Source organism: Skermanella mucosa (assembly GCF_016765655.2).
GTDB lineage: Bacteria > Pseudomonadota > Alphaproteobacteria > Azospirillales > Azospirillaceae > Skermanella > Skermanella mucosa.
The window spans coordinates 368,454-393,486 of sequence record NZ_CP086106.1 but is presented as its reverse complement, the minus strand read 5'-3'; the positions used below and the strand labels follow the sequence as shown (position 1 = coordinate 393,486).

Annotated in this window: 20 protein-coding genes; 10 read left to right on the top strand and 10 right to left on the bottom strand. The window is 67.7% G+C overall.

Annotated elements, in window-relative coordinates:
• Positions 1–37: 37 nt before the first annotated feature.
• Positions 38–874 (top strand): tryptophan 2,3-dioxygenase, encoded by an 837-nt coding sequence (gene kynA / locus JL100_RS01805; RefSeq protein WP_202684340.1) that lies wholly within the window; start codon positions 38–40, stop codon positions 872–874.
• A gap of 518 nt (positions 875–1,392) precedes the next feature.
• Positions 1,393–2,772 (top strand): group II intron reverse transcriptase/maturase, encoded by a 1,380-nt coding sequence (ltrA, locus tag JL100_RS01800; RefSeq protein WP_407696907.1) that lies wholly within the window; start codon positions 1,393–1,395, stop codon positions 2,770–2,772.
• A 115-nt stretch (positions 2,773–2,887) separates the two neighbouring features.
• Here the strand turns inward: ltrA and JL100_RS01795 are convergent, their stop codons facing one another.
• The 4 genes from JL100_RS01795 to aceA all read right to left on the bottom strand — a co-directional run bounded on the left by JL100_RS01795 (position 2,888) and on the right by aceA (position 6,961).
• Positions 2,888–4,042, bottom strand: a complete 1,155-nt coding sequence (locus JL100_RS01795; RefSeq protein WP_202683885.1) for a DUF1207 domain-containing protein — start codon at positions 4,040–4,042, stop codon at positions 2,888–2,890.
• 197 nt (positions 4,043–4,239) lie between these two features.
• A complete protein-coding gene (locus JL100_RS01790; protein WP_202683886.1) occupies positions 4,240–4,803 on the bottom strand; it encodes a DJ-1/PfpI family protein in 564 nt (187 codons plus the stop codon).
• A 599-nt stretch (positions 4,804–5,402) separates the two neighbouring features.
• Positions 5,403–5,597 carry a DUF4170 domain-containing protein gene (locus JL100_RS01785; protein ID WP_202683887.1) on the bottom strand — a complete coding sequence of 65 codons (195 nt, stop codon included), beginning with the start codon at positions 5,595–5,597 and terminating at the stop codon, positions 5,403–5,405.
• Positions 5,598–5,671: 74 nt separating this feature from the next.
• Entirely contained in the window at positions 5,672–6,961 is a 1,290-nt protein-coding gene (gene aceA / locus JL100_RS01780) for an isocitrate lyase (protein WP_202683888.1), read from the bottom strand.
• Between the two features lie 246 nt (positions 6,962–7,207).
• Here aceA and JL100_RS01775 point away from each other — a divergent pair, with 246 nt between their 5' ends.
• From JL100_RS01775 to JL100_RS01760, 4 genes are all read left to right on the top strand, one after another.
• Positions 7,208–8,644, top strand: coding sequence for a helix-turn-helix domain-containing protein (locus JL100_RS01775; protein WP_202683969.1), 1,437 nt, complete (start codon positions 7,208–7,210; stop codon positions 8,642–8,644).
• A gap of 265 nt (positions 8,645–8,909) precedes the next feature.
• Positions 8,910–9,725, top strand: coding sequence for a TylF/MycF/NovP-related O-methyltransferase (locus JL100_RS01770; protein WP_202683889.1), 816 nt, complete (start codon positions 8,910–8,912; stop codon positions 9,723–9,725).
• 101 nt (positions 9,726–9,826) lie between these two features.
• Positions 9,827–11,506, top strand: a complete 1,680-nt coding sequence (locus JL100_RS01765; RefSeq protein WP_202683890.1) for a glycoside hydrolase family 17 protein — start codon at positions 9,827–9,829, stop codon at positions 11,504–11,506.
• Between the two features lie 63 nt (positions 11,507–11,569).
• The gene (locus JL100_RS01760; RefSeq protein WP_202683891.1) at positions 11,570–12,538 is read left to right on the top strand and encodes an autotransporter outer membrane beta-barrel domain-containing protein; all 969 of its coding nucleotides are present in this window, start codon (positions 11,570–11,572) and stop codon (positions 12,536–12,538) included.
• Between the two features lie 28 nt (positions 12,539–12,566).
• On the opposite strand, the gene JL100_RS01755 is transcribed toward JL100_RS01760, so the two are convergent.
• The gene (locus JL100_RS01755) at positions 12,567–13,745 is read right to left on the bottom strand and encodes a glycosyltransferase (protein WP_202683892.1); all 1,179 of its coding nucleotides are present in this window, start codon (positions 13,743–13,745) and stop codon (positions 12,567–12,569) included.
• Between the two features lie 140 nt (positions 13,746–13,885).
• Complete coding sequence (locus JL100_RS01750) at positions 13,886–14,311, bottom strand: OsmC family protein (RefSeq protein ID WP_202683893.1); 426 nt, start codon at positions 14,309–14,311, stop codon at positions 13,886–13,888.
• A 181-nt stretch (positions 14,312–14,492) separates the two neighbouring features.
• On the opposite strand from JL100_RS01750, the gene JL100_RS01745 reads away from it, so the two are divergent.
• Positions 14,493–17,657, top strand: a complete 3,165-nt coding sequence (locus JL100_RS01745; RefSeq protein ID WP_202683894.1) for a PAS domain S-box protein — start codon at positions 14,493–14,495, stop codon at positions 17,655–17,657.
• A gap of 37 nt (positions 17,658–17,694) precedes the next feature.
• On the opposite strand, the gene JL100_RS01740 is transcribed toward JL100_RS01745, so the two are convergent.
• On the bottom strand, positions 17,695–18,459 hold the full coding sequence (locus JL100_RS01740; RefSeq protein ID WP_202683895.1) for a transporter substrate-binding domain-containing protein: 765 nt from the start codon (positions 18,457–18,459) through the stop codon (positions 17,695–17,697).
• A 219-nt stretch (positions 18,460–18,678) separates the two neighbouring features.
• Here JL100_RS01740 and JL100_RS36635 point away from each other — a divergent pair, with 219 nt between their 5' ends.
• Positions 18,679–19,191, top strand: coding sequence for a septal ring lytic transglycosylase RlpA family protein (locus tag JL100_RS36635; protein WP_323378378.1), 513 nt, complete (start codon positions 18,679–18,681; stop codon positions 19,189–19,191).
• Positions 19,192–19,273: 82 nt separating this feature from the next.
• On the opposite strand, the gene JL100_RS01730 is transcribed toward JL100_RS36635, so the two are convergent.
• Positions 19,274–19,990, bottom strand: a complete 717-nt coding sequence (locus JL100_RS01730; RefSeq protein ID WP_202683896.1) for an HPF/RaiA family ribosome-associated protein — start codon at positions 19,988–19,990, stop codon at positions 19,274–19,276.
• Positions 19,991–20,206: 216 nt separating this feature from the next.
• Here JL100_RS01730 and JL100_RS01725 point away from each other — a divergent pair, with 216 nt between their 5' ends.
• Positions 20,207–21,868 carry a sensor histidine kinase gene (locus JL100_RS01725; RefSeq protein ID WP_202683897.1) on the top strand — a complete coding sequence of 554 codons (1,662 nt, stop codon included), beginning with the start codon at positions 20,207–20,209 and terminating at the stop codon, positions 21,866–21,868.
• Between the two features lie 39 nt (positions 21,869–21,907).
• Here the strand turns inward: JL100_RS01725 and JL100_RS01720 are convergent, their stop codons facing one another.
• Positions 21,908–22,597: a GntR family transcriptional regulator gene (locus JL100_RS01720; protein WP_202683971.1), complete on the bottom strand. Its 690-nt coding sequence runs from the start codon at positions 22,595–22,597 to the stop codon at positions 21,908–21,910.
• A 126-nt stretch (positions 22,598–22,723) separates the two neighbouring features.
• Between JL100_RS01720 and JL100_RS01715 the strand changes: the two genes are divergently transcribed.
• The gene (locus tag JL100_RS01715) at positions 22,724–23,902 is read left to right on the top strand and encodes a benzoate/H(+) symporter BenE family transporter (RefSeq protein ID WP_202683898.1); all 1,179 of its coding nucleotides are present in this window, start codon (positions 22,724–22,726) and stop codon (positions 23,900–23,902) included.
• On the opposite strand, the gene JL100_RS01710 is transcribed toward JL100_RS01715, so the two are convergent.
• Positions 23,807–24,940, bottom strand: a complete 1,134-nt coding sequence (locus tag JL100_RS01710) for an Rpn family recombination-promoting nuclease/putative transposase (RefSeq protein ID WP_202683899.1) — start codon at positions 24,938–24,940, stop codon at positions 23,807–23,809. The genes JL100_RS01715 and JL100_RS01710 overlap by 96 nt on opposite strands.
• Between the last annotated feature and the right edge of the window lie 93 nt (positions 24,941–25,033).

Genomic DNA, 25,033 nt, shown 5'->3' with positions numbered 1-25,033 from the left:
ATCAGGGCATCTGACCCGAAGGTAAGGAGAAACCCTCATGGAAGATCCCGACCACGAGGATACGGGCGCCCACACCGACTTCAGCGGCGCCATGAGCTACGGCGACTATCTCGGGCTCGATCCCCTGCTGGCCTGCCAGAGGCCGGTGTCCGACCAGCATGACGAGATGCTGTTCATCGTGATCCACCAGGCGACCGAGCTATGGCTGAAGCTGGCGATCCACGAGCTTCAGGCGACCATCGCCGGGCTGGAGCGCGACGACCTCCAGCCGGCTTTCAAGAACCTCGCCCGGGTCTCGCGGATCCAGAGCCAACTGATCCAGTCCTGGGACATCCTGTCCACCCTGACCCCGGCCGACTACCTGAAGTTCCGCGACCGGCTCGGGCAGTCCTCGGGTTTCCAGTCGCACCAGTACCGGATGATGGAATTCCTGCTCGGCAACAAGCGCGCCGCGATGTTGGCGCCCCATCGCCACCGCGAGGACCTGCATGCCGCCCTCGAGGCCGCCCTCGAAGGCCCCAGCCTGTACGACGCCACGATCCGGCTTCTGGCCCGGCGCGGCTTCGCCATATCCCGGGAGGTCCTGGACCGCGACCTCTCGACTCCCCACCGCAGCGACCCGACCGTGCTCGCGGCCTGGCTGGAAATCTACCGCAACACCCGGCAACACTGGGACCTCTACCAGCTCGGCGAGGAACTGGTCGACCTGGAGGACTGGTTCCAGCAATGGCGGTTCCGCCACATGACCACGGTAAAGCGGATCATCGGCTTCAAGCGCGGCACCGGCGGCACCGCCGGCGTCGGCTATCTGCGCCGCGCGCTCGACATGACGTTCTTCCCGGAACTGTGGGAGGTGCGGACCGAATTGAATTAGCCGCAGATGAACACAGAGAGCGCCGGGAGACCGGCAAGGAGTAGCGGGTGAAAGTCCTGTACGGTGAAGGAGTAGCGCCCCACACCGGCCCCGAGTCATGCGGCGGCGGTCGTGAGGCTGTCGGCGAAGCGTTGACAGGGGAGCGCATAGGCCAGCCATTGAGCCGCGTAAGAATCTCGATCCCGGATGCCGACAGGGTTCTGTGCCTGGAAGGCGATACGGCGGGGTGCGTCATGCGAGCACCCCGGCGGTCCGGCGTGGTCAGAGACCCTGGCATGTGCGGACGCTCCTTGCGCAGGAACCGGGAGATCTTCGGCGTGACCAGAGGCCGATGGCCGTCTGGTCCGCACCGGGAAGGCGAGGAGCCGTAGCCGGTGACGCACGCGCCGAAGAGGTCAGACCCATCCATAGTACCTGTGAAGTCGGCGAACGCGGACGCGGAGCCGGTGGAGGGAAGGGGTGGGGCCGAGGGGAATGCGTCTCCGCCGCACACGGGCCGGGCTCAGGACCGGGCACCCGTGCTCTCGGGGCTGGAGCGCATACGTCAAGCGGCACGGGAGCGAAAGGAGGAGCGGTTCACCACCCTTCTGACGCACGTGGATACCGACCTGCTGCGCTTTGCCTATCGGGCATTGAAGCGGGACGCGGCTCCGGGTGTGGACGGAATGACGTGGCGGGAGTACGCGGAGGGGCTGGAGGAACGGCTGGCGGACCTGAAGGACCGCGTGCATTCCGGCCGCTACCGGGCGCACCCGTCACGCCGGCATTTCATTCCCAAGCCGGACGGCCGGATGCGGCCGCTCGGGATCGCGGCACTGGAGGACAAGATCGTCCAGCGGGCGCTGGTGGAGGTGCTGAACGCCATCTACGAGGAAGACTTCCTCGGCTTCTCCTACGGCTTCCGGCCGGGACGGGGGCAGCACGACGCGCTCGACGCGTTGGCGGTGGCGATCGGCGAGTGCCGGGTGAACTGGATCCTGGATGCGGACATCCGGGCGTTCTTCGACAGCATCGACCACATGTGGATCATGCGGTTCCTGGAACACCGGATCGGCGATGCCCGCGTCCTGCGGCTGATCCGCAAGTGGCTGACGGTAGGCGTGGTGGACGAGACGGGGAAACGGCAGCCGGCGACGGCCGGCAGCCCGCAAGGGGCGGTGGCATCGCCACTGCTGGCCAACGTCTATCTCCACTATGTCTACGACCTGTGGACCCGGCAGTGGCGCCATCGCCACGCGACCGGGACCATGGTCATGGTGCGCTACGCCGACGACACCGTCGTCGGGTTCGAGCACCGGTCGGACGCCGAGCGGTTCCTCGCGGACCTGCGGGAGCGCCTGGCGCGGTTCGCCCTGGAACTGAACGCCGACAAGACCCGCCTGATCGAGTTCGGCCGGCAGGCAACTGCCGACCGGGCCAAGCGCGGCGCGGGCAAACCGGAGACCTTCGACTTCCTGGGCTTCACCCACATCTGTGGGCGGTCCCGGCGTGGCGGCTTCCTGCTGCGACGCCAGACCCGGCGCCAGCGCAAGCAGGCCAAGCTCAAGGAAATCAAGGAGGAACTCCGGCGGCGCTGGCACCAGGGCATCCCGGAGCAAGGCCGGTGGTTGGGACAGGTGATGCGCGGCTTCTACGCCTACTTCGCCGTCCCGACCAACTACCGGGCCCTTGCCAACCTGCGCTACCATGTCGGCGTCCTGTGGATGAGGGCGCTGCGTCGGCGCAGCCAGAAGGACAAGACACCGTGGGATAAACTCACGCGCCTTGCCGACTGCTGGCTACCACGGCCGCGCATCATCCATCCCTGGCCCGGAAACCGCTTCCGCGTCAAACACCCAAGGTGGGAGCCGGATGCCTTAATCGGGCACGTCCGGTTCTGTGCGGGGGGCGCCCGGTAACGGGCGTCCCTACCGCGATTGGACGCAGATGGGCTCCCGCATGCCCGATCCTCTGCGGGCTGCGAGAGCTTATTTCCAAAAGAAATCTGCGTGAATCTGTGGCCAATTCCGAACGTCAGTCGAGCTGAACGTTGATGCCGATCCCGATATATTCCAGCTTGCGGGAGTAGAACTGTCCGTTCGGGTTGGAGCCGTTGTAGTATTCCGCCAGCAGCCGGATGTTCCGGGGCGCCAGAAAGCTGCTTTCGAGCTGGAAACCCGCCTGGAGGGACAGATCCATGTCCCAGTCCGCCTCCTCGCGGAACTTCATGTCCACCGCGGCCACGGGGCGCAGCAGCCCGCCGGCATAGGTGTCCCGGCTCTCGTACTCCACGCCGGCCTGGGTGCCCCAGGGCTCCAGGTCCGACGGCTCCTGGTCGAACAGGTAGCTGACCCCGCCATAGACCCGGAACTCGTCGTTGATATCATAGGAGGCCAGCCCCTCGACCGCCTCGTAGCTCAGGTTGATGCGCCTTGACCGGTCGATCTCCTCGCGCAGCAGGTACTCGTCGCCCAGGTGGGAACTCTGGTGGAAGATCCGGCCGAGGACCGAGAAATCGCCCCGCCGCCACGACACCGGGACGCCGACCCAGTAGTCCGCGTTGACCAGGTCCATGCTGTCGCTGTTCAGGTCGAAGACCGAGAAGACGGCGGCCTGGAAGCCGATCTCCCAGCGCCCGCCGAACAGGCTGTTGCGATACAGGGGGAAAGTCTCGCCGAAGCTGACCGCGCCGGCATGCTCCACGTCCGGATCGTCCAGGTAGTACCGGTAGCTGGCGGAGAAGCGCGGCCAGCGGGGATCGGCGATCAGCGGTTCGAACAGGTTGTTGCGCGGCAGGATCTCCGCGCCCTGCGCCACCACCGCGGTGGCCGGGGCGGCGGAAGCGGCGGCCGGCGGCTGCGCCAGCACGGGTCCCGGTGCCGACGCGGGCGGCACGGCCGCCTCGCGCACCCGCACGTCGGTGACGCCGGGGATTTCCGCCAGGGCGGTGCGCAGGCGCGGCCCGGCGGAGGACGCCAGAGCTTCGGCATCGACCTGGATCACGCCGCCCGACACCGTCACCTGGGATGCCGCGAGGCCGAATTCACGCTGGACGATCGCGGCGGCGTAGCCGGCGATGAAGGCGTCGTCGGGCGCCTGGGCCGATGCTGCGGTCAGGCCGGCGGTACCGGACAGGACAAGGCAGACGGCGGACGCCAAGCCATGGCGTCGGATATGGGACGGGATCACGGGTTCATTCTCTCCGGCTTCGACGAGCCGCCTTTCACCACGGCGGAAAGGAGGCTGCGGCGGAGAAACGCATCAACCCGCTCCTTGGCTCCTTCGTGTCCTGAAAAGTTACAAAGGAGACCGGGGAGAAACGAAAAACGCCGCGATCCGGAGGATGCGGCGCTTTCGAACGGGCGTCGAAACAGTCGGGAAGTCCGTCAGGCGGCCTTCTTCACCTGGGCCGCGTCCGTGAACGACTTGACGAGTTGGTCGACGAAAGCCGGCAGGCTGTCGAGGCCGTCAGCGGTCACCAGGGCCTTGTCGAGGGTGATCGGCTCGTCGCTCCACACGGCGCCGGCGGCCTCCAGGGTCTCGCGGACCGTCGGCGAGGCGGTCATGGTGCGGCCACTGGCCTTCTGGGCCACGGCCAGCAGGCTGACGCCGTCGTCGATCGCGGCGACCGGCTTGCCGCCGTCCATGAAGCTGCTGATGATCCGGCGGACATGGGCGTTGCCGGCAAGCTTCGCCACGCTGCGTTCGCCGCCGGGCAGGATCAGCATGTCGAAATCGGCCGCCAGGACCTCGGTGATCTGCTGATCGACCGGGAAATAATGTCCCCAGGCCTTGCCATGCCAACCATTCACCAGACCTTGCTCAGGCGAAATCACCTTAAGGCTGGCACCGGTCTTGAGCAGGGCACGCTGGGGCTCGGTCATCTCGGTTTCTTCGAAACCGTTGGCCACCAGGATGGCGATGGTCTTGCCCGCGAGCGGTTGATCCATCAAAGCAATCCTCCATTGGTTGTGTCGTGTGACGTCGGACGCTTCGGCCCGCCGCGGCTGCGACAACCCGGCGAACCACGTCGGCAACTGTAAAGATCGCAGCGAGGTCCGCCGTGAAGCGGCTCGATCCACCGATCCCCGATCTGAACGGATCCCCTGATCTGAACGGATCCAAATTGGGCTCGGCCAACGCGCGAGATGCAGATGCCTGTGAGACGGTCTGTCCCGGAAGGGGCGCGACCGTAGCCGGGGCGCAAAGGCACCGTCAAGCTTTTCGAAGCATGAAGGTTAAGTGGCGGCTTTCATGCGCCAAGTCAATGTTTAATTCCGCAGCGCAACCGATCGGTACCGGCCGCCGCCTGGCCGGTAGTGGCGCAATGCCGCCATGATCAACTTATCCGCTCGGAACCCGGTGATTGGTGGGACAAGCGATATGATTTTACACATACGAGATACGCGTCCAGCGCAAACCTTGAAATGATCGGCATCGGTGCGGTTGTGCCGACAAAGATAAAGACGAACATACGAAGGCGGCGGCGAGTGACCTCGCCGCCGCCGGTCCGCTCCAACGTCCGGAGGGATACGACGCTGCCGCGCCGTCAGCCTTCCCGCGCGATGGTGAACCGCATGTGGCAGTTGCTGCGGGTCGCCTCCGCCTGGACCTGCCACTTGGACCGGGCCTTCTCGTAGCTGTCGAAGGGCCCGAACATCTTCTGGGTGCCGTCCTTCATCTCGGAGAAACGGGTGTCCTTGTACTCGCCGCCGACGACCCAGAAACGATTGCTGCTTCCCATGACAATCTCCATCGCTTTCGAAAGGTTGAGGTCTCGCTGGGTGAAATACGGTGATCCGCGTCCGGTGGAGCGGATCAGTGGAACTGGTCGCTCTCGGTGCTGTCCTTCATCGCGGTGGTGGAGGACTTGCCGCCCGAAACCGCGACGCTGACCGCGTCGAAATAGCCGGTGCCGACCTCGCGCTGGTGCTTGACCGCGGTGAAGCCCTCCTTCTCGGCCGCGAACTCCTTCTGCTGGAGCTCGGAATAGGCCGCCATGCCGCGCTCCTTGTAGCCGCGCGCCAGGTCGAAGGTGGCGTAGTTCAGGCTGTGGAAGCCCGCCAGCGTGACGAACTGGTACTTGTAGCCCATGGCGCCGATCTCCTGCTGGAAGCGGGCGATCGTGGCGTCGTCCAGGTTGGCCTTCCAGTTGAAGCTGGGCGAGCAGTTGTAGGCCAGCATCTTGCCCGGGAACTCCTTGTGGATCGCCTCGGCGAACCGGCGGGCGTCCTCCAGGTTGGGCTTGCTGGTCTCCCACCACAGCAGGTCCGCATAGGGCGCGTAGGCCAGGCCGCGGGCGATGCAGTAATCGACGCCGACGCCCTTCCTGATGCGGTAGAAGCCTTCCGGCGTGCGGTCCTCGCGGTCGATGAAGGGGTGGTCGCGCTCGTCGATGTCGGACGTGATCAGCTGCGCACTCTCCGCGTCGGTGCGGCCCATCAGCAGGGTCGAGGTGCCGCAGACGTCGGCGCCCATGCGGGCGGCGTTGAGCGTCCGGACGAACTGCTGGATCGGCAGCAGCACCTTGCCGCCGAGATGGCCGCACTTCTTCTCCGACGCCAGCTGGTCCTCGAAATGGACGCCCGCGGCGCCCGCCTCGATCATGGCCTTCATCAGCTCGAAGGCGTTCAGCGGACCGCCGAAGCCGGCTTCGGCGTCGGCGATGATCGGCGCGTACCAGTAGGTGCCCGACTTGCCCTCCATGTGGTGGATCTGGTCGGCGCGCTGGAGCGCGTTGTTGATCCGCTTGACCACCGACGGGACCGAGTTGGCCGGATAGAGGCTCTGGTCCGGGTACATGGATCCGGCCAGGTTGGCGTCGGCCGCGACCTGCCAGCCGGAGAGGTAGATCGCCTCCAGCCCGGCCTTGACCATCTGCATGGCCTGGTTGCCGGTGAAGGCGCCCAGCGAATGGATGTAGGGGCGGGTGTGCAGCAGCTCCCACAGGCGCCGCGCGCCCAGTTCGGCCAGGGTGTACTCGATCCGGACCGAGCCGCTCAGCCGGGCCACGTCCTCCATGGTGTAGTCGCGCTTGATGCCGTTCCAGCGCTTGGCGTGGATTTCTTCGACGGCGTTGAAGCCGGTGCTGTGGTCGAGCGGTGCCATGGTCGCGATCTCCTTCCTATACCCTTCTCCGGGGCCGGTGCCCCGTGCCTGAACCGCTGTGCGGGTTGCGGTGCAGCGATGAACCACAGGTATCGCCATAATGTCGCATGGGCAATAAGTGACTGATTGTAAAAGGGTAATCCTGTAAAGCCCTGTCCATGCCTTGCTGTAATTCCGTAAAGCTTGTAAAGTTTGCGGCACTGCGGCGAAGACGGGGGATGGCCGGTGGGAGCGGACAAGAAGGCGATGCTGGGCCACAAGGTCCGACGGCTGCGGCGCGACCACAACCTGACCCAGGCGCAGATGGCGGAGCAGCTCGGCATCTCCGCCAGCTACCTGAACCTGATCGAGCACAACCAGCGTCCGGTGACGGTCCAGCTCCTGCTGAAGCTGGGGCAGGCTTTCGAGATCGACCTGCAGGCCTTCGCCGAGGACGAGGAGAGCCGGCTGATCGCCGGGCTTCGCGAAGTGTTCGCCGACCCGCTGTTCACCGGCAGCGACGTCAAGAATTCCGACTTCCGGGAGCTGGCGGCCGTCGCCCCGACGCTCGGACAGGCTGTCGTCACGCTCTACCAGGCCTATCGGGAGGCCCGCGAGGACATCGAGGCGCTGGCCGGGCGGGTGGCCGACCGCGACAAGCTCCAGGTCGTCCAGGCCGCGGCCTTCCCGGTGGAGGAGGTCCGCGACTTCTTCCACGCCCAGGGCAACCATTTCCCCGAGCTGGAAAGCGCCGCGGAGGAGCTGTGGCGCGACCTGAAGGCGGAAAGCGGCGACCTTTACCGCGGCCTCACCGATTTCCTCAGCCGCGCCCACGGCGTGCGCGTCAAGCTGATGCCCATGGACGTGATGGGCACCGGCCTGCGCCGGTTCGACCGGCACAGCCGGCGCATCCTGCTGTCCGAGATGCTGCCGCCCAGCGGCCGGAACTTCCAGCTCGCCTGCCAGATCGCCCTGCTCCACCACCGCGAGCTGCTGGACCGGCTCGCCGCCGGGACCTCCCTGTCGGGCGACGAGGCGCGGCGGCTGACCCGAATCGGGCTGTCCAACTATTTCGCCGGCGCCGTCCTGATGCCCTACGACCGCTTCATCGAGGCGGCCCGGTCGGTCCGGTACGACATCGAGATCCTGGGACACCGGTTCGACGCCAGCTTCGAGCAGGTCTGCCACCGGCTGACCACGCTCCAGCGGCCGGGCGCCAAGGGCGTGCCGTTCTTCCTGATCCGGGTGGATAACGCCGGCAACGTCAGCAAGCGGTTCAGCGCCGGCAGCCTGAACTTCGCGCGGTTCGGCGGCGCCTGCCCGCGCTGGAACGTCCATGACGCCTTCCGGTCGCCGGGGCAGATCATGACCCAGCTGGCCCGCATGCCGGACGGCACGACCTATTTCAGCATCGCCCGCACGGTGGACAAGAGCGGCGGCGGCTGGCGCAGCCCGCCCCAGCAGTTCGCCATCGGGCTGGGCTGCGACGTCGCCCATGCCGGGCAACTGGTCTATGCCGAAGGGGTGGACCTGGACAATGTCGGCGCCGCGACGCCGATCGGCGTCAATTGCCGCCTGTGCCCGCGCCTGGACTGCAGCCAGCGCGCCTTCCCGCCGTTGAACCACCGCCTGATCATCGACGAGAACCAGCGCGGGCTGTCGACCTACTTCTTCATGCCGGGTCAGCCGCAGACTGGACTCTGAGGAACCGCGGCGGGTTGCAGTGAACTAATTAAAGCTCTAGATTGCGTGCTGGCGTTTCAGGGTTGGACCAAATTTATCCCACATGGTGAATTTTTGGCTGAAAAGCTACTTGTATTCCTCAAAATTCTTTCTTTTCTTTGAAGTGTCAATAACCATTTCGCATCTTCTCTTGAGGCAAGACATATAAATCCTGGTGTGGATGCATCCAATATGGTCTTCATCCGTTCATGACAACTGATGAAACTATTACAGGAACCCGGCCCCGATGACGGTCAACGATAGTGATACCGCTCGGCCCCTCGGTGCCGAGCGATTCAATACGCCTTTCTATCGCCTGCTGATGGCGTTGGGCCTGTTCGGCCCCTCCCGCAAGGTGAACCGCTGGCTGTACCGCGTCCGCACCCAGCGGCGGGCCCTGGCCGGCCAGGGACTCGTGCCCGAACAGAAGCTCACCGCCAGCTTCACCGACGCCGTCCGGCGCCTGCGCGACCTGAACGGCGGCAAGCCGATCGGCGACTACATGGAGTTCGGCGTCTGCTACGGCTCGTCCATGGCCTGCATGCACGACGCGCTGGTGCAGACCGGCACGCCCGGCGTCCGCCAGTTCGGCTTCGACAGCTTCGAGGGACTGCCGCCGGAAACCGACTACCAGGACAACCAGCTCTGGAGCAGCGGCCAGCTCGCCTCGTCGGTCGAGTTCGCCCGCAAGCTGCTGACCCGCCGCGGCGTGGACTGGAGCAAGACCTTCCTGATCAAGGGTTGGTTCAAGGATACCCTGACGCCCGAACTGGTCGAACGGCACGGCATCCGCCATGTCGGGATCGCCATGATCGACTGCGACATCTACACCTCGGCCCACGATTCGCTGGCCTTCCTCGAACCCCTGATCGGCGACCACGCGGTCTTCCTGTTCGACGACTGGCATGCCGGCGGCCTCGCGGAGCAGAACCTGGGCGAGAAGCGCGCTTTCGACGAGTTCCTGCGCCGCAATCCGGACATCACGACGACCCAGCTGCCGGCCTATGACGAGAATTCGGCCGTGTTCCTGCTGACCCGCGCCAAGTCCCGTCCCGACGCCTGACCCCAACACTGGAAGGGGCACTGGAAGGGGCGCCGGGACGGGCCCGGCAGGAGCGGTTTTTCCATGCCGGGCGGCGGCGATTTCGTGTAGATATCGCCGCCATGCGTGTCCCCGTCCTACTGGCCGTGCTGGCCGTCGCCATCCTGGGCAACTTCGCCCTGTGGGCGCTTCCCAATCGTCCCCAACCGCTTGAGCCGCCCCCCGGCGGCAAGCTGCAAAGCGTGTCCTTCGCGCCGTTCCGCGACGGGCAGAGCCCGCTGACCATGGTCTACCCGACGCCGGCCCAGATCGAGGAGGATCTCCGCCTGCTGAAGGACGAGGTCACGGCGGTCCGGACCTACACCAGCCGCGAGGGGCTGGAGAACGTCCCGCCGCTCGCCCGCGATTACGGCATCAAGGTGATGCAGGGCTCGTGGATCGGTCCCAAGACCGACCTGAACGAGAAGGAGATCGCCGCCCAGATCCGCCTCGCCAACGAGTATCCCGACGTGATCGACCGGGTGATCGTCGGCAACGAGGTGCTTCTGCGCGGCGACCGCACCGTGGACCAGCTCGTCGAATACATCCGGCGGGTCAAGGCGCAGGTGAAGCAGCCGGTGACCTATGCCGATGTCTGGGAATGGTGGCTGAAATACCCGCAGGTGGCCGACGAGGTGGATTTCATCACCATCCACCTGCTGCCCTACTGGGAGGACGTCCCGGCCGGCGTCGAGGGCGCCGAGGAACGCATCCTCGAAGCCTACCGCGAGATCCGCGAGCGTTTCCCCGGCAAGCCGATCCTGGTCGGCGAGGTCGGCTGGCCGACCGCCGGGCGGACCCGCGGCCCGGCCGAGACCGGGCTGGTCAACAAGGCCCGGTTCGTCAACCTGTTCGTCCGCATGGCCGAGCGCGAGGGCTTCCAGTACAACATCGTAGAGGCCTTCGACCAGGGCTGGAAATCGGCCAACGAGGGCACCGTCGGCGCCAACTGGGGCCTGTTCTCCGCCGACCGGGAGCGCAAGTTCTCGCTCGCCGGGCCGGTCGTCGAGAATCCGGACTGGATGCGCCACTTCGCGCTGTCGAGCGGCTTGGCCATCGCCGCCGTGCTGGCCGCCGCGGCGGCGGTGCCCGGTCTCGCCACCCGCCTGAGTCCCGGCCGCGCGCTGGCCCTGGCGGTCCTGGCCCAAGGCATGGCGAGCGCCCTGGTGCTGGCCGGCCATGTCGCCTGGACACAGACCTATTATCCGTTCGAGACAGTCCGCGCCGCCCTGCTGTTCGCGCTGGAGGTCGTCCTGGCCGCGGCGATCCTCGACTCGGCGGCCCGCCTCCTGGCCGATCCGCGGGACGGGAAAGTCGGAGTGCTGGCCGGCGCCGGCACCGCCGCGGCCTGGACCATGGCGGCGGTCGCGGTCGTCGCGACCGCGCTGCTGATCTTCGACGGGCGCTACCGGGACTTCCCCGTTCCCGATTATCTGGTGCCGGGCCTGGCCCTGCCGGCGCTGGGACTGGTCCGCCTCGTCCTCCAGGGCGGCGGGCCGAACTCCCTGACGGTGCGGGGCGCCCTGGGCGGCGCCTCGGCGGCGGCCCTTCCGTCGGTCCTGGCCGGGCGGGCGGCGCTCGCCCTGGCCGTGCTCCTGCCGCTGGGCGCCGTGGGCATCGTGATTCGCGAGGGTACCGTCAACACCGAGGCGATGGCCTGGGCGGGGCTCCTGGTGCTCACCGCAGTACCCTACGCGGCTGCAATCGCGGCGGCTCGCAGCAAGGTTTCATCAACCAAAGGCATTTTATCAGCATCTCGTTAACCATATGAAAACCCGGCCCGCCCACCCTGTGCTCCGAACTTTAGGAGTAAGGAGGGGGCCGGGATGCCTCGTAGGGTTAAGTCCAAATCGCCGACGCGGCTCCTGGTCAGCGTCGTCACCATCGCCTTGGGTTGTTCGGCAACGTCCCGGGCCGACCCCGCCATCAATCCGGCAGACCTGAACAACGCCGTGATCGCGGCCGGGCAACAGACCCGCGCCGTGATCAACCGCCTGAACGATCTCCACGCATCCCATGCCGGCGGCGCGCCCAACGGCGGCAACCGCGCCGAACGGCTCCGGCTGGAACTGGACGAGAAGCAGGTTCCGCTGCGCGCCTTCTCGCGTTTCATGCCGCCGGCGATCAAGGATTCCCGCACCGGCCCGGTCGGCACCTTCTTCAGCGGCAGCGCCCGCCTCGCCAAGAAGGCCGGCCGGCACGAGCGCGGCGGCACCATGCTGGAGACCCCCGGCCTGACCGCGGGAGCCGACATGCAGGTCGGCGACCACAGCTCGATCGGTGTCGCCGGCGGCTATATCGCCACGGCGGAGAAACTGTCGGGCCGCAGCATCGCGGTCTACGGCGCCCACATGGTCAAGCCCGGCCTGACGCTCGATGCGGTGGCCGGGACCGGCGACCTGTCCTTCGCGACTGGAGGGGCCGACCTGATGTTCGGCGGCATGGGAGTCCGCAACGAGTTGCGCCTGGACGGCGGCCTGACCCTGGCCGCCGCGACGCGCTTCAACTACGCCGCGGCCGAGGGCGGCGACTCCGGCGCCGACAGCGAGCTCGCCACCGGCACCGTCGGGGTGCAGGCCAGCTACCGGATCGATTACCTGTGGGGCTCGCTGATGCCGCGGGCCGGCATCGAGCATATCCAAGAACTGGCGGACGAGGCCGTGCAGCCGACCGAGACCAGCATCCGCTTCGGCCTCACCGCCCAGCACCGCGACGGCGGCATCCTGACGATCGACCACTCCACCACCCAGGCCCGCGTCCATACCCTGCGGGCGGCGCTGAAGGTCAAGTTCTGACGGGTCGGCCCCCGCACCTCCCCGCCCGTCAGGGCGAGGGAGACAGGCGCCGGGGCGTCCGCCCGAGCTTCTCGCGCAGCAACTCCGCGGCCCCGGCCATGCCGACCAGGGCGACGATCCGCGGCATCAGGCTGCGCACCTCGGAGAACCGCCTCCTCCGGAACGCGGCCACCGTTTCATAGACCAGCCCCTTGGCCAGCGACACCCGGACCTGGCGGCCGATCCTCCCCTTGCATGCCCGCGCGAGGCGGCGGCATTCGTCGGTGCCGATCTCGCGCAGCGCGGTGAAATGGGTCAGCGCGCCGATCAGGATGCGGCGCTCGGCCGCCGTCAGGTCACCGCCGTTCGCGACGATCCAGGCCAGGTCCCGCCCGGCGCTGTCCGGAACGACGTGCCGCGTCGCGATCGCGAACCGCTGGATCCGGGCGGTCCGTTCGCTGTAGGCCCAGGACTTCGGGACGTAGCGGTCCAGCGGAAGCGTGTCGAGCAGTTCGGAAATGAAGATCCTGTTGTAGCGGCTCCACGCGACGGAAGGGTCCGCGCCGCTGAACGACTGCGCCAGGGTGCCGCGCGCGCCCGGATGGCGACGCTGGATGAAGGTCGGCTCCTCGATCCGCGCCGGCGGATAGTGCCGCGCCAGCTTCAGCATGATGTCGTAGTCCTGGCACCGGACCAGCCGTTCGTCGAACAGGCCGACCCGCACCAGGCACTCCTTCCTGGCGACGACCGCCGGCTGGCCGTAGACGAAGCAGTGCTCCATCATCCGGATCAGGAACTCGTCCGGTTCCGCCGGCCAGAGCCTCGCCTCGTACTGCACGACGATCCCTCCGTCGGGACCGGAGTGCCCCACCTGGACCGCGCTGTAGGTGAATCCCGCCTCGGGGTTTTCCTCCAGCGCGGCCAGGTGGCGGTGCAGCGCGTCGGGCAGCGCCACGTCGTCGTCGTCGAAGATCCAGACGCAATCGCCCCGGGCCAGCGGCACCGCCCTGTTGATGGCCGTCGACTTGCCGCCGTTCGGCTTGGAGACGACCTCGATCCGGCCGGAATAGGCCTCCAGCACCGCCAGGGTATCATCGGTCGATCCGTCGTCGACCACGATGACCTGATCCGGCGCCCTGGTCTGCCCAAGTATGCTGTCGATGGCATCCGCGATGTAGCCCGCCCGGTTGAAGGTGGGAATGATCACGGTGCAGGTCAGGCGCTTCATCTCCCGGTTCCCGTTCGGCCGATCCGCTTGCATGCAACTGCTGTGGCTGTTCTAGGGCAGATCCGGACCGGGTGGAACTCGAAGATGCGGCACCCGGCCCGAAGGCCCGGCCGGCGCCCCCCGGGATAGCCGACGGTCCGTCACGCCAGCCTGGCGTCCAGGGTGATCTCCGTCGCCGCCAGGGCCTTGGAGACGGGGCAGTTGGCCTTGGCGTCGTCGGCCTGCTTCCGGAAACCCGCCTCGTCGATGCCGGGGACCTCGGCCTCGCAGATCAGGTCGATCCGGCTGATCCTGAACCCGCCGTCCGCCTTCTCCAAGTGGACCTTGGCGGTGGTCGAGACACGCTCCGCCGGATGGCCGGCGCCGGCGAGGCCATGGGCCAGCGCCATGGAGAAGCAGCCGGCGTGGGCCGCCGCGATCAGCTCCTCGGGATTGGTGCCGCTGCCCGACTCGAAGCGCGACGGGAAGGAATAGGCGCTGTCCACGACGCCGCTGCCGGTCCTGATCCGGCCGGTCCCGTCCTTGAGCGCGCCGCGCCATTCGGCTTCCGCCGTCCGTTCTGCCATGATCGTCCTCCGTCGGTAAGGGTTGGCGCCCGCAAGGCACGTTGGCAGAACACGCCGGCGGGATTTTGGGTCCCGCCCCTTTCGGGCAGGCCCGTTTCACGATGTCGCGCCCGCATATCCCGCTTGGCGATGCGGGTGTGCCTGGATCATCGTCGGGCGGTGATCGTCCGTCCGGAGCATCATGCCTCAACGAGCGGCCTCCCCCGTCGGTTCGACGGTCCCGCGGGCCGCCGCAGCCCTGGCTGCGGCGCTGATGCTGTCCGCCTGCCTGCTCGTCGCCTCCCTCGGTTCCGCCTGGGCGCAGAACGCCGCCCGGACGGTCATGCTGGTCAACGAGCTGGAGGTCTACGCGCTCGGGCGCGACATGGAACTGTTCGAGGACCCGACCGGCCGCCTGACCATCGACCAGGTGGCGACGCCCGAGTTCTCCCACCGTTTCCGGCCCGGCCGGGAGGACGAGCCGAACTTCGGCCTGACCCGGTCCGCCGTCTGGGCGCGCGTGACCCTGAACAGCATCCTGGCCGTCCACCGGGACTGGTTCCTGGTGTTCCGCGAGGCCCTGGTCGACCGGGTCACGGTCTATGTGCCCCGGCCGGACGGCGGCTGGACGGCGCTCGAGGGCGGCATGCTGGCATCGCGGAGCTATTTCCGGCTGGCCCACCGCTATCCGGTCTTCCCCCTCTGGCTCCAGCCGACCGAGCAGCCGACCCTCTATGTCCGGGTGGAGAACCGCGGCGCGCTGACGATCCCGCTGGTCATCCAGTCCGTGGCGTCGCTCTACACTTCCGACAGGTCCGAACAGCTCCTGTTCGGGACCCTGTTCGGCATCCTGATGACGGTCTGCGTCTACCTGTTCTTCATCTGGCGGGTCATGCGCGAGCGCTGCCAGCTCTACCTCATCCTGATGCAGCTCTCGGTCACCTTCTATATCGCCTCGGCGAACGGATTCCTGGCCGAGTACCTGTGGCGGGGCATGCCGTGGTGGACCGGCTATTCGGTGCCTCTCTCGATCCTGCTGGCCATGATCACCGGCATCCTGTTCGCCGACAGCTTCCTGGCGGTCCGGCGGCACATGCCAACCTTCTACCGCGTGCTCCGCCTGCTGGTCCTGGGGCTGGCATGCCTGGCCGTGCTGGCGGCCTTCGACCGCCTGCTCGTCAACAGGCTGCTGCCGTGGTGCGTGATCGGCATGGTCGCGGTGTTCCTCCATGCCGGGGTCGGCGCCATCCGCCTCAAGGTGGACGGCGGGCCGGTCTTCCTGGTCGCCTTCTCCGCCCTGCTGGGCGGCGGCCTGGCGCGCAGCCTGGTCAGCCTGGACCTGCTGCCGGCCAACCTGCTGACGTCGAACATGTTCGATGCCGGAGCCGCGGTCTCCTCGGTGGTCTTCGCGGTCGGCATCGCCGGCCAGTTCAGGACCCGGCAGGAGGAGAAGGAGCGCGCGCTCCGCCTCAGCAACGAGCGGTTCGCCCTGGCCGCGGACGGCGCCAGCGCCGGGCTGTACGACTGGGACCTGGTCACCGGCGCGGTCTATTACTCGCCCCGCATGGCCGAGCTGTACGGCGGCCCGGCCGACGACCTCGGCACCTCGGCCGAGGCTTGGACGCGGCAGATCCATCCCGCCGACGCGACCCGGGTGCGCCGCGCCTACCGGGCCTTCCTGAAGAGCCGTTCGAACACGGTGGCCCTGGAATACCGCCTGCTGTCCCGCGACGGCAGGATGCGCTGGGTCTCGACGACGGGTGCCGCGGTGCGCGATCCGCGCACCAACTGGGTGCTCCGGGTCGCCGGCTCGACCGCGGACATCACGGAGAACAAGCGGGCGGAAGAGAGCCTGCGGGCGTCTGAATCCCTGAAGGCCGCGGTCATCGCCTCTTCCCTCGACTGCATCATCACCAGCGACGCCGAGGGCCGGATCATCGAGTTCAACCCGGCGGCCGAGCAGACCTTCGGCCATGACCGGGACTCCGTGCTGGGCAGGCCGCTGGGCGACATCATCATGCCGGTGCTCCAGCGCGCCCGCCACACCGCCGGCATGCGGCACTATTTCGACACCCGCGAGCGCCATCTGCTCGGCCGCCGGGTCGAGGTCGAGGCGATGCGCTCCGACGGTACCGTGTTCCCGGTCGAGCTGGCGGTCAACGAGGTCAAGGCCGGCGGGCAGGCGGTCTTCACCGCCTTCGTCCGAGACATCACCGAACGCCGGCGCGCCCAGGCCCAGATCGCCAGCCAGCGCGAGGCCCTGGTCCAGTCGGAGAAGCTGGCAGCATTGGGCTCGCTGCTGGCCGGCGTGGCGCACGAGCTGAACAACCCGCTGTCGGTGGTCGTCGGCCAGTCCGTCCTGCTGGAGGAAACAGCGCCGGACGACCCGACGGCCCAGCGCGCCCGCAAGATCCACCGGGCCGCCGACCGCTGCGCCCGCATCGTCAAGACCTTCCTGTCCCTGGCACGGCGCAGCCCGCCGGAGCGACAGGAGGTCGACCTGAACGAGATCGTGCTGGCCGCGGTCGAGCTGGTGGGATACTCCCTGCGCACCGACGGGATCGAGCTGGCCCTTGCCCTGTCGCCCGCGCCGGCCCGGCTGTGGGGCGATGCCGACCAGTTGAACCAGGTGGTCACCAACCTGGTGGTCAACGCCCGGCAGGCGCTCCAGGGGGCTCCCGGACCGCGGCGGCTGGAGGTCTCGGTCGTCCGCGTCCCCGGACCGCCGGTGATCCGCCTGACCGTGGCCGACAACGGCCCCGGCGTGCCGGCCGGCATCCGGACCCGGATCTTCGACCCCTTCTTCACGACCAAGCCGGCCGGGATCGGCACCGGGGTGGGGCTGTCCATGTGCCACAACATCATCGACAGCCACGGCGGCACCATCACCCTCGGCGAGACGCCCGGCGGCGGCGCCACCTTCACCGTCGAGCTGCCGGCGCGCGATCCGGCCCCGGCCCCCGCGCCGGAGCCGCCGCAGGCCCCGGCGACCGTCCGGTCGCTGAACCTGCTGATCGTCGACGACGATCCCGAGATCGCCCTGACCCTCGCCGAGATGCTCCAGCCCGACGGCCACTGCATCGCCGTCGCCCAGAACGGCATGGAGGCGCTGGAGCGCCTTGCCTCGGAGCCCTGCGACCTGGTGATAAGCGACATCCGGATGCCGGAACTGGACGGTCCCGGCCTGTATCGCGAGCTGGAAACCCGCCATCCCGGCCTGCTCAAGCGCATCGTCTTCGTCACCGGCGACACGCTGGGCGACGGCGTGCGCGACTTCCTGGGCGAGACCGGCGTGCCCGTGCTGGAGAAGCCCTACGAACCGGCCGACCTGAGGGCGGTGGTCGCCCGGCTGGTCGGCGAGCCGTGACGAACCGGCGGCCGGGACGGCCTCGGAAGATGCGGCATCAATAGATGTTGAAAGGGAAATAGCGCGAATTGATGCGCAGGAAGGTTCCGTTGCGCAGCAGCCGGTCGATCGCCGCGTCCACCCGCTCCATCAGGTCCGTGTCTCCGGGTCGCAGGGCGACGCCGATCCCCTCGTCCACGTAGAGCGGGTTCCCGATCCAGGCGAATCCGGCACCCTGAGGCGTGTTGAGGAAATGCCAGAGCCCGAGCCCGTCGGCGAGCACGAGGTCCAGCCGTCGCGCGACCAGCGCCTCCAGCATTTCCCCCTGGGTCTCGAACAGGGTCGGCTGGACCTCGGGTCCGTAGGTTCGGGCGAGATGATCGACATGGGTCGTGCCGGCGACGGCGCCGATCCGCCGGCCGGCAAGGCTGCCCGCCGTGATCGGCGCCGCTTCGGCACGATCCGCCAGGAACCGGATCGGCGTGGAGTAGTATTTCGCGGAGAAGGCCACGAGCCGCCGTCGCTCCTCGGTGATGGCGAGGCTGGCCATGACGGCGTCGATCCGGCCGTCGCGAAGCGCCTGGACAAGCTGGCCGAACGGAATATCGACCCACTGGCAGACGGCGCCGAGGCTGTCGCAGATCTGGTTGCCCAGGTCGACCTCGAACCCCGTCAACCGGCCTTCGGCGGTGAAATAGGCGAAAGGCGGGTACCGCGCGTCGGTCCCGATGCGGAGCGTTTCGCCCCGCACCGGCGCCGCCAGCCCCGCCATTCCCGGAAAGGCCAGCCCCAGGAGGACCAGCACCAGCAACGCCTTGATCACGGCACCGCGCCCCTGTCCGGCTTCCGTTCAGATCACTCCGGGCACACTAAGGATCGAAAGGGGTAGCGTCAACGACCGGTAAGGCGGCCGTGTTCCGTCACCGAAGGCCGAGGAACGACAGGATCGCGATGATGACGACGATCACGCCGATGATGACGAAAATGTTAGGCATTCATAAGCTCCGAAATCAGGACAAGACCGACAGAAAACGTCCAAATCGTGACAAAGTTCCGCAATTTCCATAATTGGAACAAATCGCACATCCAACTGTTTATGAATCAGCATCAACTACGGCCGGAACGACTGATGACCTGCAAGAAAACCCTGACTGCCACCGCTTTGGCGATTGCCATCTGCCTGCCGTTTTCTTTCGATACTGCCCACTCCACTGGAAAGCCCGGTGCCGATTTCAGGCAGGTCGGGACCGCGTCCTGGTACGGCCCCGGCCTGCACGGCAAGAAGACCGCGAGCGGCGCACGGTTCGACCAGAACAAGCTGACGGCGGCGCACCGCTCGCTGCCCCTGAACACCGTGGTCAAGGTGACCAACCTGGAGAACGGCAAGGCCGTCAAGGTCAAGGTCAACGACCGCGGTCCTTTTGCCAAGAAGCGGGTCATCGACCTGTCGCGGGCCGCCGCCCGCAAGCTCGACATGACCGATGACGGCACTGCCCGCGTCCGGATCGAAGTCGCCGAATATCCCGAATCCGACCAGACCGCCTCGTCCAACTGAGGCCCCGCGAACACCCGCGGCCCTGGACACGAGGGCACCCGGACGGCGCCGGCCCCGGAGGCCGACGCCGGATCACGGGTAATCAGGCCTGTCCTTCGTCCTGGTGCTGGTGTTCGCTGCTGACGCGCCAGACCTTGCTCGCCTGCGGCCCGGTCTCGCCGATGACTTCCACGTAGTGGACGGGATCGCCTTCGGAAAAGCTTTCCAACTCCTCGTTCATCACCGAATTGCGGTGGAACCAGAGTTGCGTCCCCTCGGCCGTTCGCAGGAAGCCGAAATCGTTGTTGGGATTGATCCGCATGATGTGGCCGTGCATCGGCGCATCGTGGGGCTTGGTGACGTCGCTCGTGAGCTTGCCCTTGTAACCCTTCAGCATGCGCTCGGCGGTGTCGAAGGCGTCCTTCAGCACGGTATAGACATCCGGGTCCGCGAAACGTTCGGTCGCCCGGTTGGGCTCCTTGCTGACCACGAGGTCGTCGCCCGGCACCGACATCTCGATCCGGACACGATAGATGTTGCCCTTCTGATGCTGCCGGTGCGGCGCTTCGACCACCACTCGGCAGGCCACCAGCCGCGGAAACAGCTTCTCCAGTTTGGCAACACGTTCGCGCACGCGGGCTTCCACGGTTGCGGAGTGCTCGAGATTGTGGAAGGCGATTTCCAGCGGAACGTCCATGGTGTTCAATCCTCGATGCTTCTTGTCCAACGCCCTTCTCAACAGACGAAGGCCGGCATCGGCACGCAAGTCCCCGGAAGCGCGCCCGCGGTGGACGGATCGATCGCCGCCGGGGATTTCCACACCATCTTTCTGCGAAAAAATGAAACGATACTCCTGCGAGTTTAAAATATATCTTTCTCGCCTGCGGGTTCATCCAAAATATCGCTTGCTCATATCCCAGTATTTACTTCACATCTATGACCTGGAGTTAAGACTGCGGTAATAGACTTTTGCCGATAATCTGTCCGGAACAGGGATTATGGCCGTCGCATGTGGTGACGCCGGGGAGAGAGCAGAGTGCCGAACGAGATGGACATCCAGGATCAACATGGGTCGATCTTCAGTCGCGACGCGGTCGTCCGGCTCGGGCGATCCCATGTCGCATCCCCGGTTTCCACCCGCGAGACGTCCTCCACCGACACGTCCCTCACGCGGACGCTGAACCGGATCCTGGCGGCCGCCAACGGGCTCGACGAGGCCCCGACACCGGGACCGGCCCTTGGAAGGATCGCGGCCCTGCTCGACACCATCCCCGGAATATCCGGCGCCGAATTCCAGCTCGGCAACACTGGGGACCAGCATGTACAGCATTTGGAAACGCTTCCGGCGGATCCGCTCGCCGGCGGGAGCCTGCGCCTGGTCACCCGGCGCGGACCGGCGGAGGACAGGACCCACCTGATCCCCCTGCGGGCCGGCCGTTCCCACCATGGCTGGCTGCGCCTGCGGCACAATCCGGACGTCCCGCTGCCCCGCCTGTCGAGCGAACTCGCCACGATCTGCCGGCTGGTCGCCCTCCACCTGGAGAAGCGCCGCTCGGCGGACCTGCTGGAGCAGGCGAATCGGGACATTGCGGAACTGCGCGCGACGCCGGGACGCGCCGCGGACCGGAAGGAAACCGGCCGTCAGCCTCCCGGGACTCGCGATGCGGACTTCCAGGACAAGGAACAAGCGCTCCTCGCCATCGCGCGCGCCCAGGGCGCGGTCCTACGCGGTGAGCCGGCGCGGGACGCCCTGGAGTCGCTGTCCGCCGCCCTCAGGGACCTGACCGGCAGCAGCGCCGTCCGGGTCGGTGTCGACGGGTCGCTCGACTTCGAATCACCGGCATCACCTCTGCCGCCCGGCCTGCTGGCCGAGGCCCGCTCGGCGGTCGCATCCATCGTCGCGTCGGAGTCCCGCCGCGTCGAGCTGTGCGAAGCCCGGCAGCGGGCCGACCGCGCCGAATTCGCCGACCTCGCCAAGACCGAGTTCCTGGCGACCATGAGCCACGAACTGCGCACGCCGCTGAACGCGATCCTGGGTTTCTCCGAACTGCTGAAGAACCAGACCTTCGGCCCGCTCGGCTCCGCCCGCTATGTCGGCTACGCCTCCGACATCTTCGACAGCGGCAAGCTGCTGCTCCAGATCATCTCCGACATCATGGACGTCGCCAAGGTGGAGACCGGGCGTATCCACCTCGCGCAGGACTGGGTGGATGCGGACCATCTGGTGTCGTCCGTGGTCCGCCTGATCGAACCGCGCGCCGCGGCGGCCGGGATCGCGTTCGAGACGCGGATCATGCGGGAACCGCTGCCCCGCCTGTGGGCGGACGAAAGGCTGATCAAGCAGGCGCTGCTCAATATCCTGTCCAACGCGGTCAAGTTCACCCCGCCGGGAGGCAGCATACGGCTGACGGTCGATACGGTCCGGCTCGACTCGGGCGATACCGGCCTCGGGATCGAGATCGCGGATACCGGGCTGGGGATCGCGGCCTCGGAACTGACCCGGGTGTTCGAACCGTTCCACCGCGGCGACTGCGCCACCAACCGCCGGTTCGAAGGCACCGGCCTGGGGCTGCCGCTGGCCCGCTCCTTCATCGACCTGCACGGTGGATCGCTGACCCTCGACAGCGTCCAGGGCGCCGGGACCACGGTCCGGATCAGCCTGCCGCCCACCGCCGGGGAAGTAAGCCCGGCCCAATAAACCCGGCCCAGTAAGCCCGGCCCGGCGGGAGAGCCCGCTTCAGCGCTCCGCGAAGAACCGGGCGATCGTCTCCGCCGCCGTCCCGATATGCCGCTTCAGCACCGCCGTGGCCCGGGCCGCGTCGCGCTCCCTGGCGGCCTCCAGCATGGCGCGGTGGTCCTCCTGGGACATGTGCTCCGGTCCCTTGGCGGCGAGGTGGAAGCGCAGGTACCGGTCGAACGAGGCGAGCTGCGCCTCGACCAGCGCCAGCAGCTTGGGATGCCCGGCGCGGACATAGAGCGACATGTGGAAGCGCCGGTTCAGTTCGCCCATGCGGGACGGGTCGGCCTCGCTGTCCATGTCCGCGATCAGGTCGGCGGCCCGGCCGAAATCCTCCTCCTCCAGCTTCGGGATCGACAACGCCAGCGCCGCCGGCTCCAGCGCCAGCCGGATCGCATAGGTGTCCGCCGCGTCCGCGGCGGAGATCTCCGTCACCACGGCGCCCCGGTGGGGCACGAAATCGACCAGCGCCTGGGCTTCGAGCTGGCGCAGGGCCTCGCGCACCGGCATCCGGCTGACCTGGAAGGCATCCGCCAGGTCCTCCTGCCGGAGGGGCGTGCCTCCCGCCAGCCTTCCGGTGAGGATGGCCGTGCGCAGTGTCGCCTCGACAAACTCCGTCGCGGTGCGATGGCGCGGCGGCGCCTCGGCGATCAGCGCGGCCAATCCGGCCGAAGCGGGAGGGCGGTTCATGGTCATCCGATATCCACCTGTTGATTGGATCCAATTTTCATGTAGGCTTGCCCGCACGGAACCGCAACCCGGATCAGACGGCCCCGGATCATACCGGCCCGGACCAGACCGACAAGGACAGCCAACATGCGGAAGGATACCGCACCCCGGACCCTGCTTCAGCCCGTGACCGCCGGCTTCCTCGCCGCCCTGGTCGGGTTCGGAAGCGCCTTCCCGATCGTCCTCCAGGGCTTGGCCGGGGTCGGCGCCTCTCCCGCCCAGGCCGCGTCCGGCCTGCTGGCGCTGTGCCTCGTGACCGGGTTGCTGGGTGCTGCCCACAGCATTGCCACCCGCCAGCCGATCAGCATCGCATGGTCGACGCCGGGCGCCGCGCTGCTGATCGCCACCGGCGTGCCGGAGGGCGGATTTCCCGCGGCGGTCGGCGCCTTCATCGTCGCGGCGGCCCTGGTGGTCGCCGCCGGCCTGTGGCGGCCCTTCGGCCGCGCCGTCGTCGCCATTCCCATGGGCTTGGCGAGCGCGATGCTGGCCGGCGTGCTGCTCGATCTCTGCCTGGCGCCGGTCAGGGCGGTCGGCGCCCTGCCGGAACTGGCGCTCCCGATCGTCGTCACCTGGGCGCTGGGCTGGCGCTTCGCCCGGCTCTACGCGGTGCCGTTGGCCGTGCTGGTGACCGTGCTGATCATCCTGTTCGCCACCCCGATACCCGAGGGGGCGCTGGCCGACATCTGGCCGAACCCGGTGTTCGTGATGCCGGAACTCACCCTGCCCGCGGTGGTGAGCATCGCGGTGCCCCTGTTCATCGTCACCATGGCCTCACAGAACGTGCCGGGCCTCGCGGTATTGCGGGGCAACGGCTACCAGCCGGAGGTCGCCCCGGTCTTCGTCTCGACCGGGCTGTTCAGCGCCGCCTCGGCCCTGTTCGGCGGCCACGCGGTGAACCTGGCCGCCATCACCGCGGCGCTCTGCGCCGGACCGGAGGCCCACCCCGACCCGGCGCGCCGCTATCTCGCGCCCGTCGCGGCCGGGGTCGCCTATGTCCTGCTGGGCCTGTTCGCCGGCTTCGCCGCCTCCTTCATCGCGGCTTCGCCACCCCTGCTGATCCAGGCCGTCGCCGGCCTCGCCCTGCTCTCCAGCCTCGCGGGCGCCCTGGCCGGCGCGCTCGGCCGCGAAGACGAGCGCCTGCCCGCGGTCGTGACTTTCGTCACGACGGCGTCAGGCGTCGGCTTCTTCGGGATCGGCTCCGCCTTCTGGGGCCTGGTCGCCGGCGGACTGCTCCTCGCGCTGGGCCGGAAAGGCGCCGCGCGGTAGGGGACGGATGCCGGAGCGCCGCATCACGTTACCGCGATAGGCCCGGCGGCGCTTGCCGGCGGAAAAGACGTCATCAAGCGATGCGGCGCCCATGGCCTTGCGGAACAGCGCGTCCATTGCCTCCGGAGCGGTTCGGCGTACCCGGGCCTCCAGATCGGGAGGGATCGTCCCGAACTGCGACTCCAGATAGAACAGTATGGCATCCGCCTTGCCTTTGGCGACGCCTTGCAGCAAACCCTCCTCGCGGCCTTTCGCCAGCCCTTCCGCCAAGCCTTCGGTCCTGCCCTGGCTGAGCCATTCCTTTGCAGCGAGCGATATCAAGTTCCCCTCCCGATCCGGCCTGACCCTGCGCGCCACCCTGGTCAGCAGATCGACCGTGACGGATGGAAACGCCCGGATGATATATCGGATGACCTGTTCCTCAAAGAACGTCCCGTCCCTCAGGTCGGCGAGGACGGCTGCCGGCAGGGCTTCCGGATCGCCGGAGCGGGAGGCATGCTTCAGGGTCCGCAGCCCCGCCCGGACCTCGCCGTCCGAAGACAGTTCCGCGTCCGGAACAGGCCCCAGGTCGCACAGCAGATAGCTCGCCTCGCCCGCCAGCCGGCGTAGGTCCTCGTCGGCATCCACGCAGCCGGAGATCGACGTCGGCACCGTCCAGGGCCGCCGGCCGTGGTAGAAGACGATGGTGATGATCGGCGGCAACCGAAGCTTTCCATCGGGTCCGATCGTCCCCAGGCGACGCCAGATCTCGACCCGGTAGCCCTGCACCTGCACCGGGGTCCACGGGAAAGGCGAGCTCTTGTGCTCGACCAGGGCGTGGAGCAGCAAGGTACCGGCATCGCGAAGCGACAGGCCGAATAGCCGGTCGCTCCGGGTGGGGTTCAGCTCCGGATCGACGAAGCTGCCGTCGAGCAGGATCGGCGGCTCGTCCGCCAGCCGGCTCACGATGTCGGCGGGAAGATAATCGCGGATCAGGATGTCGGCACGGCGCGGGTCGTCGATCAGGGCGTGGAACAGCGCGTCGTGCGGAGCGGACATCGGGGAACGAATACCATGGCAGGAGGCGGGCACCGGGCACGTGACCCGATGCCCGCCCCCGACGCCATGCGGCATGGTGTCAGGTCAGGCGGA

Bases quoted from the DNA above. Each gene is read 5' to 3' on its own strand.
- JL100_RS01760 (WP_202683891.1), top strand. From the start codon at position 11,570: ATGCCTCGTAGGGTTAAGTCCAAATCGCCGACGCGGCTCCTGGTCAGC.
- JL100_RS01755 (WP_202683892.1), bottom strand. From the start codon at position 13,745: ATGAAGCGCCTGACCTGCACCGTGATCATTCCCACCTTCAACCGGGCG.
- JL100_RS01745 (WP_202683894.1), top strand. From the start codon at position 14,493: ATGCCTCAACGAGCGGCCTCCCCCGTCGGTTCGACGGTCCCGCGGGCC.
- JL100_RS01750 (WP_202683893.1), bottom strand. From the start codon at position 14,311: ATGGCAGAACGGACGGCGGAAGCCGAATGGCGCGGCGCGCTCAAGGAC.
- JL100_RS01785 (WP_202683887.1), bottom strand. From the start codon at position 5,597: ATGGGAAGCAGCAATCGTTTCTGGGTCGTCGGCGGCGAGTACAAGGAC.
- aceA (WP_202683888.1), bottom strand. From the start codon at position 6,961: ATGGCACCGCTCGACCACAGCACCGGCTTCAACGCCGTCGAAGAAATC.
- JL100_RS01770 (WP_202683889.1), top strand. From the start codon at position 8,910: ATGACGGTCAACGATAGTGATACCGCTCGGCCCCTCGGTGCCGAGCGA.
- kynA (WP_202684340.1), top strand. From the start codon at position 38: ATGGAAGATCCCGACCACGAGGATACGGGCGCCCACACCGACTTCAGC.
- JL100_RS01765 (WP_202683890.1), top strand. From the start codon at position 9,827: ATGCGTGTCCCCGTCCTACTGGCCGTGCTGGCCGTCGCCATCCTGGGC.
- JL100_RS01790 (WP_202683886.1), bottom strand. From the start codon at position 4,803: ATGGATCAACCGCTCGCGGGCAAGACCATCGCCATCCTGGTGGCCAAC.
- JL100_RS01715 (WP_202683898.1), top strand. From the start codon at position 22,724: ATGCGGAAGGATACCGCACCCCGGACCCTGCTTCAGCCCGTGACCGCC.
- JL100_RS01720 (WP_202683971.1), bottom strand. From the start codon at position 22,597: ATGAACCGCCCTCCCGCTTCGGCCGGATTGGCCGCGCTGATCGCCGAG.
- JL100_RS01775 (WP_202683969.1), top strand. From the start codon at position 7,208: ATGCTGGGCCACAAGGTCCGACGGCTGCGGCGCGACCACAACCTGACC.
- JL100_RS01710 (WP_202683899.1), bottom strand. From the start codon at position 24,940: ATGTCCGCTCCGCACGACGCGCTGTTCCACGCCCTGATCGACGACCCG.